Annotated in this window: 12 protein-coding genes; 7 read left to right on the forward strand and 5 right to left on the reverse strand. The window is 62.8% G+C overall.

Annotated features, from left to right (window positions below; all coding sequences use genetic code 11):
• Positions 1-37 precede the first annotated feature (37 nt).
• From queA to uvrA, 7 genes are all read left to right on the forward strand, one after another.
• Complete coding sequence (queA, locus tag ISM_RS10680) at positions 38-1,084, forward strand: tRNA preQ1(34) S-adenosylmethionine ribosyltransferase-isomerase QueA (protein ID WP_009814176.1); 1,047 nt, start codon at positions 38-40, stop codon at positions 1,082-1,084.
• 102 nt (positions 1,085-1,186) lie between these two features.
• Positions 1,187-2,491 carry an MFS transporter gene (locus tag ISM_RS10685; protein WP_009814177.1) on the forward strand — a complete coding sequence of 435 codons (1,305 nt, stop codon included), beginning with the start codon at positions 1,187-1,189 and terminating at the stop codon, positions 2,489-2,491.
• Between the two features lie 249 nt (positions 2,492-2,740).
• Positions 2,741-3,325 (forward strand): DUF924 family protein, encoded by a 585-nt coding sequence (locus ISM_RS10690; protein ID WP_009814178.1) that lies wholly within the window; start codon positions 2,741-2,743, stop codon positions 3,323-3,325.
• Between the two features lie 142 nt (positions 3,326-3,467).
• Positions 3,468-4,862, forward strand: coding sequence for a dihydrolipoyl dehydrogenase (gene lpdA, locus ISM_RS10695; RefSeq protein WP_009814179.1), 1,395 nt, complete (start codon positions 3,468-3,470; stop codon positions 4,860-4,862).
• 289 nt (positions 4,863-5,151) lie between these two features.
• Complete coding sequence (locus ISM_RS10700) at positions 5,152-5,580, forward strand: GNAT family N-acetyltransferase (protein WP_009814180.1); 429 nt, start codon at positions 5,152-5,154, stop codon at positions 5,578-5,580.
• A 115-nt stretch (positions 5,581-5,695) separates the two neighbouring features.
• Positions 5,696-6,253 (forward strand): class I SAM-dependent methyltransferase, encoded by a 558-nt coding sequence (locus ISM_RS10705; protein ID WP_009814181.1) that lies wholly within the window; start codon positions 5,696-5,698, stop codon positions 6,251-6,253.
• 147 nt (positions 6,254-6,400) lie between these two features.
• Positions 6,401-9,259 (forward strand): excinuclease ABC subunit UvrA, encoded by a 2,859-nt coding sequence (gene uvrA, locus ISM_RS10710; protein WP_040618474.1) that lies wholly within the window; start codon positions 6,401-6,403, stop codon positions 9,257-9,259.
• 74 nt (positions 9,260-9,333) lie between these two features.
• Here uvrA and ISM_RS10715 read toward each other — a convergent pair whose 3' ends face one another.
• The 5 genes from ISM_RS10715 to ISM_RS10740 form a co-directional block, all read right to left on the reverse strand.
• Positions 9,334-10,671, reverse strand: a complete 1,338-nt coding sequence (locus ISM_RS10715; protein WP_009814183.1) for a hypothetical protein — start codon at positions 10,669-10,671, stop codon at positions 9,334-9,336.
• 116 nt (positions 10,672-10,787) lie between these two features.
• Entirely contained in the window at positions 10,788-11,660 is an 873-nt protein-coding gene (gene mmsB / locus ISM_RS10725; protein ID WP_009814184.1) for a 3-hydroxyisobutyrate dehydrogenase, read from the reverse strand.
• A complete protein-coding gene (locus tag ISM_RS10730; RefSeq protein ID WP_009814185.1) occupies positions 11,657-12,709 on the reverse strand; it encodes an enoyl-CoA hydratase/isomerase family protein in 1,053 nt (350 codons plus the stop codon). Before ISM_RS10730 ends, mmsB begins: the two co-directional genes overlap by 4 nt.
• Complete coding sequence (locus tag ISM_RS10735) at positions 12,706-13,848, reverse strand: acyl-CoA dehydrogenase family protein (protein WP_009814186.1); 1,143 nt, start codon at positions 13,846-13,848, stop codon at positions 12,706-12,708. Before ISM_RS10735 ends, ISM_RS10730 begins: the two co-directional genes overlap by 4 nt.
• Positions 13,849-14,095: 247 nt before the next feature.
• Positions 14,096-15,229: a carboxylate-amine ligase gene (locus ISM_RS10740; RefSeq protein ID WP_009814187.1), complete on the reverse strand. Its 1,134-nt coding sequence runs from the start codon at positions 15,227-15,229 to the stop codon at positions 14,096-14,098.
• Positions 15,230-15,267: the final 38 nt, after the last annotated feature.

Genomic DNA, 15,267 nt, shown 5'->3' on the forward strand with positions numbered 1-15,267 from the left:
GATTTCGGGCGATACAAATGCAAGACAAGGCAAGAGCATGAAACTCAGCGATTTCGATTTCGATCTGCCCGAGGAGCTTATCGCGACGCGGCCGGTGCGGCCGCGACCGGCGGCGCGGCTTCTGGTGGCGGAGGGCGCGGCGATCCGGGATGCGCATGTGCGCGATCTCGGGCAATGGCTGCGGCCGGGCGACCGGTTGGTGCTCAACGATACCAAGGTGATCCCGGCGCGGCTCAGCGGGCTGCGGCATCGCGAGGGCTCGGAGGCGGGGGCGCGGATCGAGGTGACGCTGTTGGAGCCGGACGGGCAGGGGCAATGGGGGGCGCTCATCAAGCCGCTCAAGAAGCTGCGCGAGGGCGAGGTGGTCGCGTTCGCCGCCGGTCTCAGCGCGACGCTCGTCGCCAAATCCGAGGGGCAGGGGCTGTTGCGGTTCAACCTCGAGGGCGACGATTTCGACGCGGCGCTGGCCGAGGCGGGGGCGATGCCGCTGCCGCCCTATATTGCCGCGAAACGGCCTGCGGATGCGCAGGATCACGAGGATTACCAGACGGTCTTTGCCCGCAACAAGGGGGCGGTGGCCGCGCCGACGGCGTCGCTGCATTTCGACGAGGCGCTGCTCGCGGCGCTGCGCGGGCAGGGGGTCGAGATGACCCATGTCACGCTGCATGTGGGGGCGGGAACGTTTCTGCCGGTCAAGGTCGAGGATGTGACCACCCATAAGATGCATGCCGAATGGGGCGAGGTGAGCGAAAAGGCCGCCGCCGAGATCGCCGCCACCCGGGCCGCGGGCGGGCGGATCATCCCGGTCGGCACCACCGCGCTGCGGCTCATCGAGACGGCGTCGCGGGAAACGGGCGAGATCGCGCCGTGGCAGGGCGAGACGGATATTTTCATCTACCCCGGCTTCACCTTTCGCGCGACCGATGCGCTGATGACCAACTTTCACCTGCCGAAATCAACGCTGATGATGCTCGTCTCGGCGCTCATGGGCAAGGACCGGATGGCGCGGGTCTATGAGCACGCAATCGCCGAAAAATACCGGTTTTTTTCCTATGGGGATGCTTCGCTCTTGATACCGGAGTGAATCGCTGCGACGGGCGGCGTATCAAGGGGCTGTTGAGTCGTTTCCGTCGGCGCGGTTAGGCTGGGGCAGGTTCATAGTGACCAAAACCGAGAAGGCGAGCGAATGATTGACGTGCTGAGAAGCGCCTGGGCGCTGTTGCTGGGAATGATGCTGTTGCAGGTTGGCAATGGCATGCAGGGCACGTTGCTGGGTATTCGCGGCGACATCGAGGGATTCTCCACCATGGAGATGTCTCTGGTCATGTCCGGCTATTTCGTGGGCTTCCTTTTCGGGTCGCGCATGGCGCCTGAAATGATCCGCCGTGTCGGCCATGTGCGGGTCTTTGCGGCGCTCGGCTCGCTCATCTCGGCGGTGATGGTCATGTATCCGGTGCTGCCCGATCCGATTGCCTGGGGCATCGGGCGGATCATCATCGGCTTTTGTTTCTCGGGGGTCTATGTGACCGCCGAAAGCTGGCTCAACAATGCGGCCAACAATGAGAACCGGGGCAAGGCGCTGTCGCTCTACATGATCATGCAGATGGTCGGCATCGTGAGCGCGCAGGGTCTGTTGGTGCTGGGCGAGCCGAGCGGGTTCATCCTCTTCATCATCCCCTCGGTGCTCGTCTCCATCGCCTTTGCGCCGATTCTTCTGTCGGTGAGCCCGACGCCCGCCTTTGACACCACAAAACCGCTCAGCCTGCGGCAGATCATGAAAATCTCGCCGCTGGGCTGTGTCGGCATGTTCCTGTTGGGCGGGGTCTTCTCGGCCCAGTTCGGCATGGCGCCGGTCTATGGCGCCGAAGCGGGGCTCAGCGTGGCGCAGATCTCGATCTTTGTGTCGTGCTTTTTCGTCTCGGCGATGCTGGTGCAATATCCGGTGGGCTGGCTGTCGGACCGGATGGACCGGCGCATGGTGATCCTTGTCGGCGCGCTCATCATCGGGATCGGCGCAACGATCGGCATGTTCCTTGGCAGCATTTTCGTGATGCTCTGTGTCGCGGCGCTGCTGATTGGCGGGCTGTCGAACCCTCTCTATTCGCTGCTCATCGCCTATACGAATGACTTTCTCGAACATGACGACATGGCCGCCGCGGCCGGTGGGATGGTGTTCATCAACGGGCTTGGCGCGGTGGCGGGGCCGGTGATCACCGGCTGGATCATGGGCTATTTCGGGGCCTGGGGGTTCTTCATGTTCATCGCGGTGCTCGGCTATGCCATCGCGATTTACGCCGCCTATCGGATGACGCAGCGGGCGCTGCCCAGCTCGCATGAGACCGACAGCTATGCGGTGGTCTATCCCTCGGCCTCGCCGATGGCGGTCGAAATGGCGCAGGAATGGGCCATCGACGAAGCGCTGGCGGAAGAGGAAGAAGAGGCCGCGGCGCGGGCCGAAGCCATGGTGCAGGCGGCGCGCGAGAAAAACTGATCAAGTTTCGCGGAGTTCCGTGATTTTCAAGGCCGGGCCTGCCATGCGGAGACGTATGGCGGGCCCGTTTGCGTTTTGCGCCAATGGGGCAAGGGGAAGGGGCTGCGACACTATCGGAAAGTGGTTGCGGTAACGCGAGCGCAAACGTGAGCGTTTTGACGCAAATGTAGGAAAGTTTGACTATTATTCCCCCTTTAATCCGGGCAGAATTTTACAAATCTGTTGCATGGATGAAAAAGGAGCAGATCCATGACATCGCCCGAAGACGTGCTGAAGTTCTGGTTGGATGACGTCGGCCCCGAAGGCTGGTACGCGGTCTCAGACGAGCTGGATCAGGAGATCCGGGATCGGTTCGGTGCCGCATGGGAGGCGGCGCGGGATGGGGCCTATGGGCTCTGGCTCACCTATCCCAGCGGCACGTTGGCCTATCTGATCCTGATGGATCAGTTTCCGCGCAACATGTTCCGCGGCACGGGCGAGGCCTTTGCCACCGACCGTGAGGCGCTGGCGGCGGCCAAGGCGGCGATCGGGCGCAAATGGGATCTGCGCATCGACGAACCGGCGCGGCAGTTCTTTTACCTGCCCTTGATGCATTCCGAGAATCTCTGCGATCAGGAACGCTGTATCCGGATGATCTGTGAGCGGCTCGACGAGACCGGGGCGGGCAACCTTCTGCATGCGCGGGCGCATCGCGAGGTGATCCGCAAATTCGGCCGCTTCCCCTATCGCAATGATGCGCTCGACCGGGCCACGACCCTGCCGGAACAGGCCTATCTCAAGGCCGGGGCCTATGGCGAAACGGTGCGCCAATTGCAAAGCGCCGACGCGGCCTAAGGGGCGCGGGCGCGGCGAAAGCCAACTAAAAGACGGGTATCCATGGACCGGGGGCGGCGTTATGCTGCCCCTGTGGGCTGTCGCGTTGCGGTGTCTCGCAAGATAGTTTAATATCAAACTATATCTCAGGCAGGAGGGCCGTATGGCGTCGCAAAGCTTTGACTTGATTGTAATTGGGGCCGGTCCCGGCGGGTATGTAGCGGCCATTCGCGGGGCGCAGCTTGGCCTCAAGGTGGCCGTGGTCGAACGCGAACATATGGGCGGTATCTGCCTCAACTGGGGCTGTATTCCGACCAAGGCGCTGCTGCGCTCGTCGGAAGTGTTCCACCTGATGCACCGGGCCAAGGAGTTCGGGCTCAGCGCCGAAAAGATCGATTATGACATCGACGCGGTGGTCAAACGCTCGCGTGGGGTGGCCAAGCAGCTCAGCGGTGGGGTGGCGCATCTTCTCAAGAAGAACAAGGTGACCGCCATCATGGGCGAGGCGACGATCCCCGCCAAGGGCAAGGTCACGGTCAAGACCGAGAAGGGCAGCGAAGAGCTCACGGCGAAGCATATCGTGCTCGCCACCGGGGCGCGGGCGCGGGAATTGCCGGGGCTCGAGGCCGATGGCGATCTGGTCTGGACCTATAAACACGCGCTGATGCCGCCTCGGATGCCCAAGAAGCTCTTGGTCATCGGGTCGGGGGCGATCGGCATTGAGTTTGCCAGTTTCTACAACACGCTTGGTGCCGATACGACGGTGGTCGAGGTGATGGATCGGGTGCTTCCGGTCGAGGATGCCGAGATCAGCGCCTTTGCCAAGAAGCAGTTCGAGAAACAGGGCATGACGATCATGGAGAAATCCACCGTCAAGAAGCTCGACCGGGCCAAGGGCAAGGTCACCGCCCATATCGAGCGCGGCGGCAAGACCGAGACGCTCGAATTTGATACGGTGATTTCGGCGGTGGGGATTGTCGGCAATACCGAGGGGCTGGGGCTCGAGGCGCTCGGCGTCGAGGTGGACCGGACCCATGTGGTCGTCGATGAATATTGCCGCACCAAGGTCGAGGGGCTATATGCGATTGGCGACATCGCCGGGGCGCCGTGGCTGGCCCATAAGGCGAGCCATGAGGGCGTCATGGTGGCCGAGCTGATTGCCGGGGGACATCCGCATCCGGTCCGCCCCGAGAGCATCGCGGGCTGTACCTATTGCCATCCGCAGGTGGCGAGCGTCGGCCTCACCGAGGCCAAGGCCAAGGAAGCGGGCTATGACATCAAGGTCGGGCGCTTCCCGTTCATCGGCAATGGCAAGGCCATCGCGCTTGGCGAGCCGGAGGGCATGGTCAAAACCGTGTTCGACGCCAAGACCGGCGAGCTGCTGGGCGCGCATATGGTGGGCGCCGAAGTGACCGAGCTCATCCAGGGCTATGTGGTGGGGCGGCAGCTCGAGACCACGGAAGAAGACCTGATGAACACGGTCTTCCCGCATCCGACGCTCAGCGAGATGATGCATGAGAGCGTGCTCGACGCCTATGGCCGGGCGATCCATTTCTGAGCTGGCGATAGTCGGACAGGACCAATCGGGGGAGCGTGACCTTTCGGGGACACGCTCTTCTTGTTTCAGGCTGTGTCACCAGCTCTCTTGTCTTGTCTGATGGCGCCGGTCTAGGCAGGTCGGGACAGAGATGGAGAGTTGATGTCCCGCGTTTGATTTCGGCAGGCTGACTGCCGAAGACTGCAAGACGTACCGCGAACTCCCGTGCCATGGGCGCGACGGAGGCGCATGATCTGTGGAAATCCATTCTTATAGAGCCCCGTAGGGGCAAACGAAGGAGGCTCTGACAGTGATCAGGCCTTTCAAGGCGGCCGATCGTGAGATCGTGCTGAACATTTGGCGTGACAGTTCGGCTGTGGCGCATCCCTTTCTCGGCCAGGACATCATGGAAAAGGCCGAAACGATGATCCGGGACACATTGCTTGATCTCGCCGAGATCTGGGTGATCGAAGCCGACGGCAGACCTGCCGGCTTTGTCGCGCTGTTGGGCAATGAGGTCGGCGGGTTGTTCCTGCATCCTGATGCCATGGGGCGCGGTTTGGGCCGGGCGTTGATGGATCACGCCGTATCGCTCAAGGGGGCTGTGACCCTGGAGGTGTTTCGCGACAATCACATCGGGCGCAAGTTCTACGCTCGATATGGTTTCAAAGCGCGAGGGGAGAGCCTCGATGCGTTCTCTGGCCATCAGGTGATCCGTTTGGATTACACGCCAGGTTGATCAGCGATCCATTGCAAAAGGTTGTTCCCGGTGCGCCGGGAACAACCAGCATCCGTGCAGCCTTTCCCTCGGCCCTGCAATCTGGAAAGATGCGCCAAAACAAGGGAGGGCAGGGATGCCGAGCATTAACCGCGTCGTGATGCAGCGGACCTCGCGCAAGTGGCTCGAAGAGCTGCCTTTGCACGACATGGATGCGGCGGAAATCTCGGGCAAGACCGGGCGGCGGTTTGAATTTCGCAGCTACAAGCGGTTTCGGTTCCCCCGGTATGACATCTGCGATCAGCCCTTTTTCAGTTCGGAAGGCGAGGTGCGGACATTCGACATCATCCTCGCCAATCAGGTCTGGGAGCATCTCGACCGGCCCTATGCGGCGACGCGCCATGTGCGCGAGATGCTGCGGCCCGGCGGCTATTTCTGGCTCGCCGTGCCGTTCTTCATCCCCTTTCACGAGGCGCCGATTGATTGCAGCCGGTGGAGCGCGCGGGGGCTGCGCAACCTGCTCATCGAGGTGGGGTTTCACCCCGACAAGATCCGCGCCGAGCAATGGGGCAACCGGCAGGCGGCGCTGCGCAATTTCGAGACGCCCTGGCCGCCCGGCTATGATGCCGAGACGGATGATCTCGAAAACGATCCCGAGTTCCCGATCTGCGCCTGGGCGCTGGCGCAAAAGTGACGCGCGCGCGGGCGAGGTGCCAAAGCGAGATGCGTCCTGCTGACAAAAAGTGACGGTAATCCACGGCGTTCACAGTTTGTTCAGCCTTGGGGGTTGGCGTTGTCGTGTCGCGGCTCTATCTAGGGCGGGTGTATTCCGGGGGTGATGATGGCCGAGCAGACACATATCGAGGTGCGCGGGGCGCGCGAACATAACCTCAAGAATATCGATGTGAACATTCCGCGCAACGAGCTGGTGGTGATCACCGGGCTGTCGGGCTCGGGGAAATCGAGCCTCGCCTTCGACACGATCTATGCCGAGGGGCAGCGCCGCTATGTCGAGAGCCTCAGCGCCTATGCGCGGCAATTCCTCGACATGATGCAAAAGCCCGATGTGGATCACATCAGCGGCCTCAGCCCGGCGATTTCCATCGAGCAAAAGACCACCTCGAAAAACCCGCGCTCGACCGTTGGTACGGTGACCGAGATCTATGACTATATGCGGCTGCTCTTTGCCCGCGCGGGCACGCCCTATAGCCCCGCCACCGGCAAGCCCATCGAGGCGCAACAGGTGCAGGATATGGTCGACCGGGTGATGTCGCTGGAGGAGGGCACGCGGGCCTTTTTGCTGGCCCCGATCGTGCGCGACCGCAAGGGCGAGTATCGCAAGGAATTTCTCGAACTGCGCAAGCAGGGGTTTCAGCGGGTCAAGGTCAATGGCGCGTTTCACGAGCTTGATGAGCCGCCGACGCTCGACAAGAAATTCCGTCATGACATTGATGTGGTGGTGGACCGGATCGTGGTGCGCGAGGGGATGGAGACGCGGCTCGCCGACAGTTTCCGCACCGCTCTTGACCTCGCGGACGGGATTGCCGTGCTCGAGACCGCGCCCAAGGTGGGCGAGCCGGAGCGCATCACCTTCAGCGAGAATTTCGCCTGTCCGGTGAGCGGCTTTACCATTCCCGAGATCGAGCCGCGGCTGTTTTCGTTTAACGCGCCCTTTGGCGCCTGTCCCGAGTGTGACGGGCTTGGCATGGAGCTGTTCTTCGACGAGCGGCTGGTGGTGCCGGATCAGAACCTCAAGGTCTATGACGGGGCGCTGGCACCGTGGCGCAAGGGCAAATCGCCCTATTTCCTGCAGACCATCGAGGCCATCGCCAAACATTACGAGTTCGACCCGCAGACCAAGTGGAAAGACCTGCCCGCCCATGTGAAACAGGTGTTTCTCTATGGGTCGGGCGATGAGGAAATCCCCTTTCGCTATGACGAGGGCGGCCGGGTCTATCAGGTCACCCGCAGCTTTGAGGGGGTCATTCCCAACATGGAGCGGCGCTATCGCGAGACCGACAGCAACTGGGTCCGCGAAGAGTTCGAACGCTATCAGAACAACCGCCCCTGCGGCACCTGCGACGGCTATCGCCTTCGCGAAGAGGCGCTGGCGGTCAAGATCGCCGGGCTGCATGTGGGGCAGGTGGTCAACATGTCGATCCGCGAGGCGTTCGAGTGGTGCGAGACCGTGCCCGAGAGCCTCAGCGCCCAGAAGAACGAGATCGCGCGCGCCATTCTCAAGGAGATCCGCGAGCGGCTCGGCTTTCTCAACAACGTCGGCCTCGAATATCTGACGCTGTCGCGCAATGCCGGCACGCTGTCGGGCGGCGAGAGCCAGCGCATCCGTCTGGCGAGCCAGATCGGCTCGGGTCTGACCGGGGTGCTCTATGTGCTCGACGAGCCGAGCATCGGGCTGCATCAGCGCGACAACGGGCGGCTTCTCACCACGCTCAAGAACCTGCGCGATCAGGGCAATACGGTGATCGTGGTGGAACATGACGAAGAGGCGATCCGCGAGGCGGATTACGTTTTCGACATCGGTCCCGGTGCGGGCGTGCATGGCGGCCAGGTGGTCAGCCATGGCAAGCCCGAGGTGGTGGCGGCGGATGAAAATTCGGTCACCGGGCAATATCTGTCGGGCCAGCGCGAGATTGCCGTGCCCGGCGAGCGTCGTCCCGGCAATGGCAAGGCGATCAAGGTGGTGAACGCCACCGGCAACAACCTGCAAGGGGTGACGGCGGAGTTCCCGCTTGGCCGGTTTGTCTGTGTCACCGGCGTGTCGGGGGGCGGCAAATCCACCCTCACCATCGAGACCCTGTTCAAGACCGCGTCGATGCGGCTCAACGGAGCGCGGCAGACGCCGGCACCTTGCGAGACGATCAAGGGGCTCGAACATCTCGACAAGGTGATCGACATCGACCAGCGGCCCATCGGGCGCACGCCCCGGTCGAACCCGGCCACCTATACCGGGGCCTTCACGCCGATCCGCGACTGGTTTGCCGGGCTGCCCGAGGCCAAGGCGCGCGGCTACAAGCCGGGGCGGTTTTCCTTCAACGTGAAGGGCGGCCGCTGTGAGGCCTGTCAGGGCGACGGGGTCATCAAGATCGAGATGCATTTCCTGCCCGATGTTTATGTCACCTGCGAGACCTGCAACGGCGCGCGCTATAACCGCGAGACGCTTGAGATCCGGTTCAAGGGCAAGTCGATTGCCGATGTTCTCGACATGACGGTCGAGGATGCGCAGGAGTTCTTTAAGGCGGTGCCGTCGATCCGTGAGAAGATGGATGCGCTGATGCGCGTGGGGCTTGGCTATATCAAGGTCGGGCAGCAGGCGACGACCCTTTCGGGGGGCGAGGCGCAGCGGGTCAAGCTGTCGAAAGAGCTGGCCCGGCGGTCGACGGGGCGGACGCTCTATATCCTCGATGAGCCGACCACGGGGCTGCATTTCGAGGATGTGCGCAAGCTCTTGGAAGTGCTGCATGAATTGGTCGAGCAGGGCAATACGGTGGTGGTGATCGAGCACAATCTCGATGTGATCAAGACCGCCGATTGGCTGTTGGATATTGGCCCCGAGGGCGGCGATGGCGGTGGCGAGATCGTCGCGACCGGCACGCCCGAGGATGTGGCCGACGCGCCGCGCAGCCACACCGGGCGCTATCTCAAGGAGATCCTCGCCGGGCGCAAGATCGCGGCGGAATAGGGCGCGGGCCATCAGGCGGACAGCAAAAGGGGCGGCACCGGGCCGCCCCTTTCATGTTGTGGGATCGCGGTGGATTACAGCGCGGCGCGGGCGATGCGCAGGAGTTGCAGCATCTCATAGGCGCTGTCTTCGACCATCAGCACCTCGCCATTGACCACGGCGTAATTATAGCCATCGGCCAGTTCCGGCAGCGCGTAGGTCTGCACCAGTTCGGCCTGGGTCAGGGCGGCGGCGGGCGAGACATAGGTCGTGTCCTTGAGCTCGACCGTATGGGCCAGCTCGTTCACCTCGATCAACGCCAGATAGTCGGCATCGGTCAGGAGCACCGGCAGACCGTCGATCAGCGCGTATTTCTGACCTTCGGGGGCCGGGTCGAGATCGTAGATCGTGGCGATCCGATCCGAGCTTAGCAGCAGGTCGATCTCGGCATCGGTGGCGACGGCGACATCGCCGGTGCTGGCACTGGCATCGCTGTCGACCGCGACAAAGGCGGTGCGGCGCTCTTCGAGCAGATCTTCGAGCCGGTCGCTGTCATAGCTCACCCATTCCTCATAGGTGACGCCCTGTTTGGCGAGCCCCGGCGGCACGCAGGCCGGTGTCTTGTTCATCAGGCCCGGCGGGCAGTTGCGATAGGTGATGATCTCGGCCACATCGGCGTTTTCGATGGTCACCGGCTCGGTCATGAGTTGCAGCGACGTGCGTTCGATCACCTCGACCATGTTGCGATCCTGCGGCGCCTTGGCATCCATCAGGGCCTGCACGAGTTTCTCGCGCTCTTCGGCCGAACGTTCGATATCGGCCTTGAACATCGCCATATGGCGTTCGCGGGCCGCGTCATCGGTCTCTTTCAGAGCTTTTTCGAGATCTTTCTCGAGCTCTTTTTCGACCTTCTTCAGGTCTTTATCGAGAGATTTCTCAGCCTTTTCAGCGGCTTTGGCCTCTTGCTCGGCACGTTTTTCGGCGTGTTTCGCAGCCTTTTCAGTGGCTTTCTCGACCTTGTCGTCGAGCTTTTCGGCGCGTTTTTCCGCCTTGTCGGCGGATTTCTCTGCGGCTTTCTCGGCGCGGTCCTCGGCCTTGTCGAGCTCTTTCTCGGCCTTATCCAGCGACTTGTCTGCCTGTTTCTCGGCGCGGTCGGCGGCCTTGTCGGCGCGTTTCTCAGCCTTGTCTGCGGCCTTGTCTGAGGCTTTCTCGGCCTGCTTTTCAGCTTTCTCAGCGGCCTTTTCGGCGTCCTTGGCGGCCTTTTCGGCGGCTTTTTCGACCTCTTTGATCTCGTCCTTGACGCGGATCACCTGGGCGCTGTCAAACCCGGTGGTCAGGGCCTCGACGGAGGTGGCTGTGGGGCTGCCTGTGGCCAGCGCGCCGGTGGCCGCACCTGCGGCGATGAGGGTGATGGCTGTTAGGGGATGTTTCATGGGATCTCCTCTCCTTTGGCTTTCACCCCGAATATCGGGATGGGGCTCGTGAGCCTCTGGGGGGTCCAACGTGACCCCCCGTGCCGATGTTCCAAGAGAAAAGATCGGGTCGGCAATCAGCCGCGTTTGCGCGCCTCGAACCGGGGCAGCATGGCCGAGAAATCGCGCCCCAAACCGTCTTCGCCTTCGACGAATTGGGCATAGAGATCGCGTGCCGCCTGACCCATGGGCGTGTCGGCATCGGCCTCTTCGGCGGCTTGTTGGGCGAGGCGGAGATCCTTGAGCATCAGCTCGGCGGCGAAACCGGGTTTATAGCCATTGTCGGCGGGGCTTTGCGGGCCGACGCCGGGGGCCGGGCAATAGGCGTTGATCGACCAGCTATAGCCCGAGGAGGTCGAGACCACGTCGAACATTGCCTGCCGGTCGAGGCCGAGCTTGTCGGCCAGCGCGAAGGCCTCGCAGGTGGCGATCATGGTGACGCCGAGGATCATGTTGTTGCAGATCTTGGCAGCCTGGCCATTGCCCGAGGGGCCGCAATGCACGGCCTTTTGGCCCATGATGTCAAAGAGCGGTTTGGCCGTGGCAAAGCCCGCGTCATCGCCGCCGACCATGAAGGTCAGCGTGCCGCCCGAAGCGCCGCCGATGCCACCCGAAACGGGCGCGTCGAGCGCCGAGAGACCGGCCTTTTGCGCGTCTTCGGCCACGGCGCGGGCGCTGGCCACATCGACGGTGGAACAGTCGAGAAACACCGCGCCCTTGGACATGGCGGGGATGATTTCGGCGGCGACTTTGCGCAGGATGTCGCCATTGGGCAGCATGGTGATCACCACCTCGGCCCCGGTCGCGGCCTCGGCCCCGCTGGCGGCGAGGGTGACGCCCTCGATCGCGACATTGGCCATGTCAAAGCCGGTCACCTCATGGCCTGCCTTGGCCAGGTTGGCGGCCATCGGCCCGCCCATATTGCCCAAACCGATAAATCCGATCTTCATGACATGTCACCTTTCGTGTCAAATGTGAGCTTGTCCGCACCGAGCGGCAAAAGCATCTGTGTGGCGGCCATCTGGGGCGGCGCGTCTAGGGAATGCTGCCAGTTGGGGCTGCGGTCCTTGTCGATCACGGCGGCGCGGATGCCTTCGAGAAAATCGCTCTTGTCCTGCGCGCGATGGGTAAAGCGGTATTCCAGCTCGAGCGCGCGGCGGATGTCGGCGGCGGGGCCACGCAGCCGGTGGATCATTTCCACCGTGGCGGCCATCGAGAGCGGCGAGTTGCGGGCCAGCGACCTGAGCGTGTCGGCGGCGAAATCGCCGAGATCAGCCCGCAGGGCGTTGAGAATGTCGAGCAGCGTCTCGCCCGAGAAAAACCCATCAATCGCAGGCTGTTGCGCGGCAAGCGGTGCGTCGGGGGCGGGCAGGGCGGCGGCCAGTAGCGGCGCGGTGTCGCCGCATTGGCAAAGCGCGTCGATGAGCGCGGGCCAATTGGCTTCGGGGATGTAGTGATCGGCAAAACCCGCAAAAAGCGCGTCGCCCGGTCCCATGCGGGCCCCGGTGCAGCCGAGATATTCGCCAAGCCGCCCCGGCGCGCGGGCCAGCAGCAGCGAGCCGCCCACGTCGGGGACGAGGCCGATGCCGCATTCGGGCATGGAAATGCGCGAGCTGTCGCCCACCACGCGATGCGAGCCGTGGCAGGAAATGCCGACGCCGCCGCCCATGGTGAACCCTTGCATGAAGGCGACGTAAGGCTTTGGATATTCAGCGATTTTCGCGTTGAGACGGTATTCGTCGCGCCAGAAATTCTGGCCATAGGCGACGTCGCCGGCGCGGCCACGGCTGTAGAGTTCCTGGATGTCGCCGCCGGCGCAGAAGGCCTTGTCGCCCTCGGCGTCGATGATCACCAGCGCGACGTTGTCGTCGTCAGTCCAGGCGTCGAGCGCGTCCTCGATGGCGAGGCACATCTCGTAGCTCAGCGCGTTGAGCGCCTTGGGCCGGGTCAGGGTGATGCGCCCGGCGCGGCCTTCGATGCGGATGGAGAGATCGCTCATCGTTCGGCCAGAAGGTTGCGGGCGACGATCAAGCGCATGATTTCATTGGTGCCTTCGAGGATTTCATGGACCCGCAGATCGCGCACCAGCTTCTCGATCCCGTAGTCGGCGAGATAGCCATAGCCGCCATGCAATTGCAGGCATTGGTTGACGATATGCGAGCCGGTTTCGGTCACGAATTTCTTGGCCATGGCGCAGAATTTCGTGGCGTCGGGGGCACCGGTGTCGAGCTTCCACGCGGCGTGGCGGAGGAAGGTGCGGGCGGCTTGCAATTCGATCTCGAGATCGGCGAGGCGGAATTGCAGGGCCTGGAATTGGTCGATGGATTTGCCGAAGGCGCGGCGTTCGGACATGTATTGCAGCGTCAGGTTCATCGCGGTCTGTGCGGCCCCCAGAGAACAGGCCGAGATGTTCAGGCGGCCGCCGTCAAGCCCTTGCATCGCATAGGAAAATCCGCGCCCCTCTTCGCCCACGAGATTGCCTGCGGGGACGGTGCAATCGTCGAACTGGACCTGCGCCGTGGGCTGGCTGCGCCAGCCCATCTTGTCCTCGAGAGCGCCGAAGGAGAGGCCGGGGGTGCCGTCTTCGACGAGCAGCGTGGAGATGCCTTTCGGGCTGTCATCGCCGGTGCGGCACATGACGACATAGGCGTCGGAATAGCCGCCGCCGGAGATGAAGGCCTTGGTGCCGTTGAGCCGGTAGCCTTGATCGGTCTTTTCGGCGCGGGTTTTGAGGGCGGCGGCGTCGGAGCCGGAGCCGGGTTCGGTCAGGCAGTAGGAGAGCACTTTCTCCATCGCCAGCACCTCGGGCATGACCCGCGATTTGAGGGCGTCGCTGCCGAAGGTGTCGATCATCTTGGCGCACATGTTGTGGATCGAGAGAAACGCGGCGACAGAGGGGCAAGCCATTGACAAAGCTTCGAAAACCAGCGTCGCATCGAGGCGCGACAGGCCCGAGCCGCCGCTGTCTTCGCTGACATAGAGACCGCCGAAACCGAGCTCGCCGATCTGCGGCCAGAGCTCTTTGGGGATGGTGCCTTGGGCCTCCCAGTCGCGGGCGTGGGGCGCGATATTGTCCTGCGCAAACGCCTGCGCCATATCGAAGATGGCGGTCTGTTCTTCTGTCAGTGCGAAATCCATGGCAGCCCCTCCCAAGGCGGTGCGATTTGAATTGAACGCGTGTTTAATTACAAAAATTTGCAGAACTATTGCAAGCGCCCTCGGCGGCGGTGGGGTGGTGAAAACGTCACATCGGTATCACGTCGGTAAAACGACGGTAACACGACAGTGCAGGAATCAAGGGGTCAGCGCGGCCTAAGGGCAGGCCAAAGGCCGGGCCAAGGACGGGCCAGAGACGGCCCGAAATCCCCGGTGAAAGATCTTCGCGTCAGAGGTCTTCGTGAAACTCGTTGATGAGATGCTGCACCACGGCGTTGAGCGCCATGTCGTGATCGCCGGTCCGCTCATGGGCCTCGGCATAGGCGGCGCGTTGGCGACCCGAGCTGCCGCCCGAGGCGGCCATGTCACGGGCGACGGCCACTTCGCGCAGCGAGTTGAAATGTCCCGCGTCGGCGGCGATGAGTTCGAGGATCTCGTCGACGAGGATCGGGAAATCGACGATCTCGCCCCGGCCAAAATCAATGAGCCCGCGTTCGGGGCCATAGCGCTGTGCCCGCCAGCGGTTTTCCGACAGCAGGAACGTGTCATAGATGCGCCAGCGCTGATTATGGGTGGCGAGCCGCCAGAGCATCCGGCTCAGCGCCTGAGTGAGGGCGGCGAGGGTGAGCGCATGTTCCATCCGGGGCTGTACGTCGCAGATGCGCGATTCGAGCGTCGGGAATTTCGACGAGGGGCGCAGATCCCACCAGATTTTCGAACTGTCCTCGATCACCCCGAGATCGACGAGGGTCGAGACCGAGCGTTCAAATTCCGAAAAGCTCTCCATCCTTGGCGGCAGGCCGGTGCGCGGCAGGTTGTCGAAGACCGAGAGCCGATAGCAGGCGAGCCCGGTGTCCTGACCCTGCCAGAAGGGCGAAGAACAGCTCAGCGCCAGAAGATGCGGCAGGAAATAGCTCAGCTGGTTCATCAGGTCGGTGCGCCGGTCGGGATCGTTGATGCCGACATGGACATGCATGCCGCAGATCAGCATGCGCCGCACCACCGCCGCCAGATCGGTCTTGAGCGTGTTGTAGCGGTCGCGGTCGGTGTTCTTTTGATCGCGCCAGTCCGAGAACGGATGGCAGGAGGCGGCGATCGGCGCAAGATTGTGCTTGGCCGCCTGCCGGGCGACGCAGGCGCGCAGGTGGCGCAGATCCTCGCGGGCCTCGGCCACGGTGGCGCAGACCTTGGTGCCGATTTCGATCTGGCAATTCATGAATTCCGGGCTGACCTGCTCCTGCAGCTCGACCTGACAGGCCTCGAAGAGCTCTGGCGGGCCTTCGGCCAGGGCAAAGCTATCGAGATCGACGAGAAGATACTCTTCTTCGATGCCGATGGTGAAATCGGGTTCAGCTATGGCCATTACACACCTCACACGTCAGTTTTCTTAAGAAATAGCGT

Origin of the sequence: Roseovarius nubinhibens ISM, from assembly GCF_000152625.1 — a bacterium.
GTDB classification, from domain to species: Bacteria; Pseudomonadota; Alphaproteobacteria; order Rhodobacterales; family Rhodobacteraceae; genus Roseovarius; species Roseovarius nubinhibens.

Coding starts and splice junctions, on each gene's coding strand:
- ISM_RS10705 (WP_009814181.1), top strand. CDS start 5,696: ATGCCGAGCATTAACCGCGTCGTGATGCAGCGGACCTCGCGCAAGTGG.
- queA (WP_009814176.1), top strand. CDS start 38: ATGAAACTCAGCGATTTCGATTTCGATCTGCCCGAGGAGCTTATCGCG.
- ISM_RS10730 (WP_009814185.1), bottom strand. CDS start 12,709: ATGAGCGATCTCTCCATCCGCATCGAAGGCCGCGCCGGGCGCATCACC.
- ISM_RS10740 (WP_009814187.1), bottom strand. CDS start 15,229: ATGGCCATAGCTGAACCCGATTTCACCATCGGCATCGAAGAAGAGTAT.
- ISM_RS10690 (WP_009814178.1), top strand. CDS start 2,741: ATGACATCGCCCGAAGACGTGCTGAAGTTCTGGTTGGATGACGTCGGC.
- ISM_RS10685 (WP_009814177.1), top strand. CDS start 1,187: ATGATTGACGTGCTGAGAAGCGCCTGGGCGCTGTTGCTGGGAATGATG.
- ISM_RS10715 (WP_009814183.1), bottom strand. CDS start 10,671: ATGAAACATCCCCTAACAGCCATCACCCTCATCGCCGCAGGTGCGGCC.
- lpdA (WP_009814179.1), top strand. CDS start 3,468: ATGGCGTCGCAAAGCTTTGACTTGATTGTAATTGGGGCCGGTCCCGGC.
- ISM_RS10735 (WP_009814186.1), bottom strand. CDS start 13,848: ATGGATTTCGCACTGACAGAAGAACAGACCGCCATCTTCGATATGGCG.
- mmsB (WP_009814184.1), bottom strand. CDS start 11,660: ATGAAGATCGGATTTATCGGTTTGGGCAATATGGGCGGGCCGATGGCC.
- uvrA (WP_040618474.1), top strand. CDS start 6,401: ATGGCCGAGCAGACACATATCGAGGTGCGCGGGGCGCGCGAACATAAC.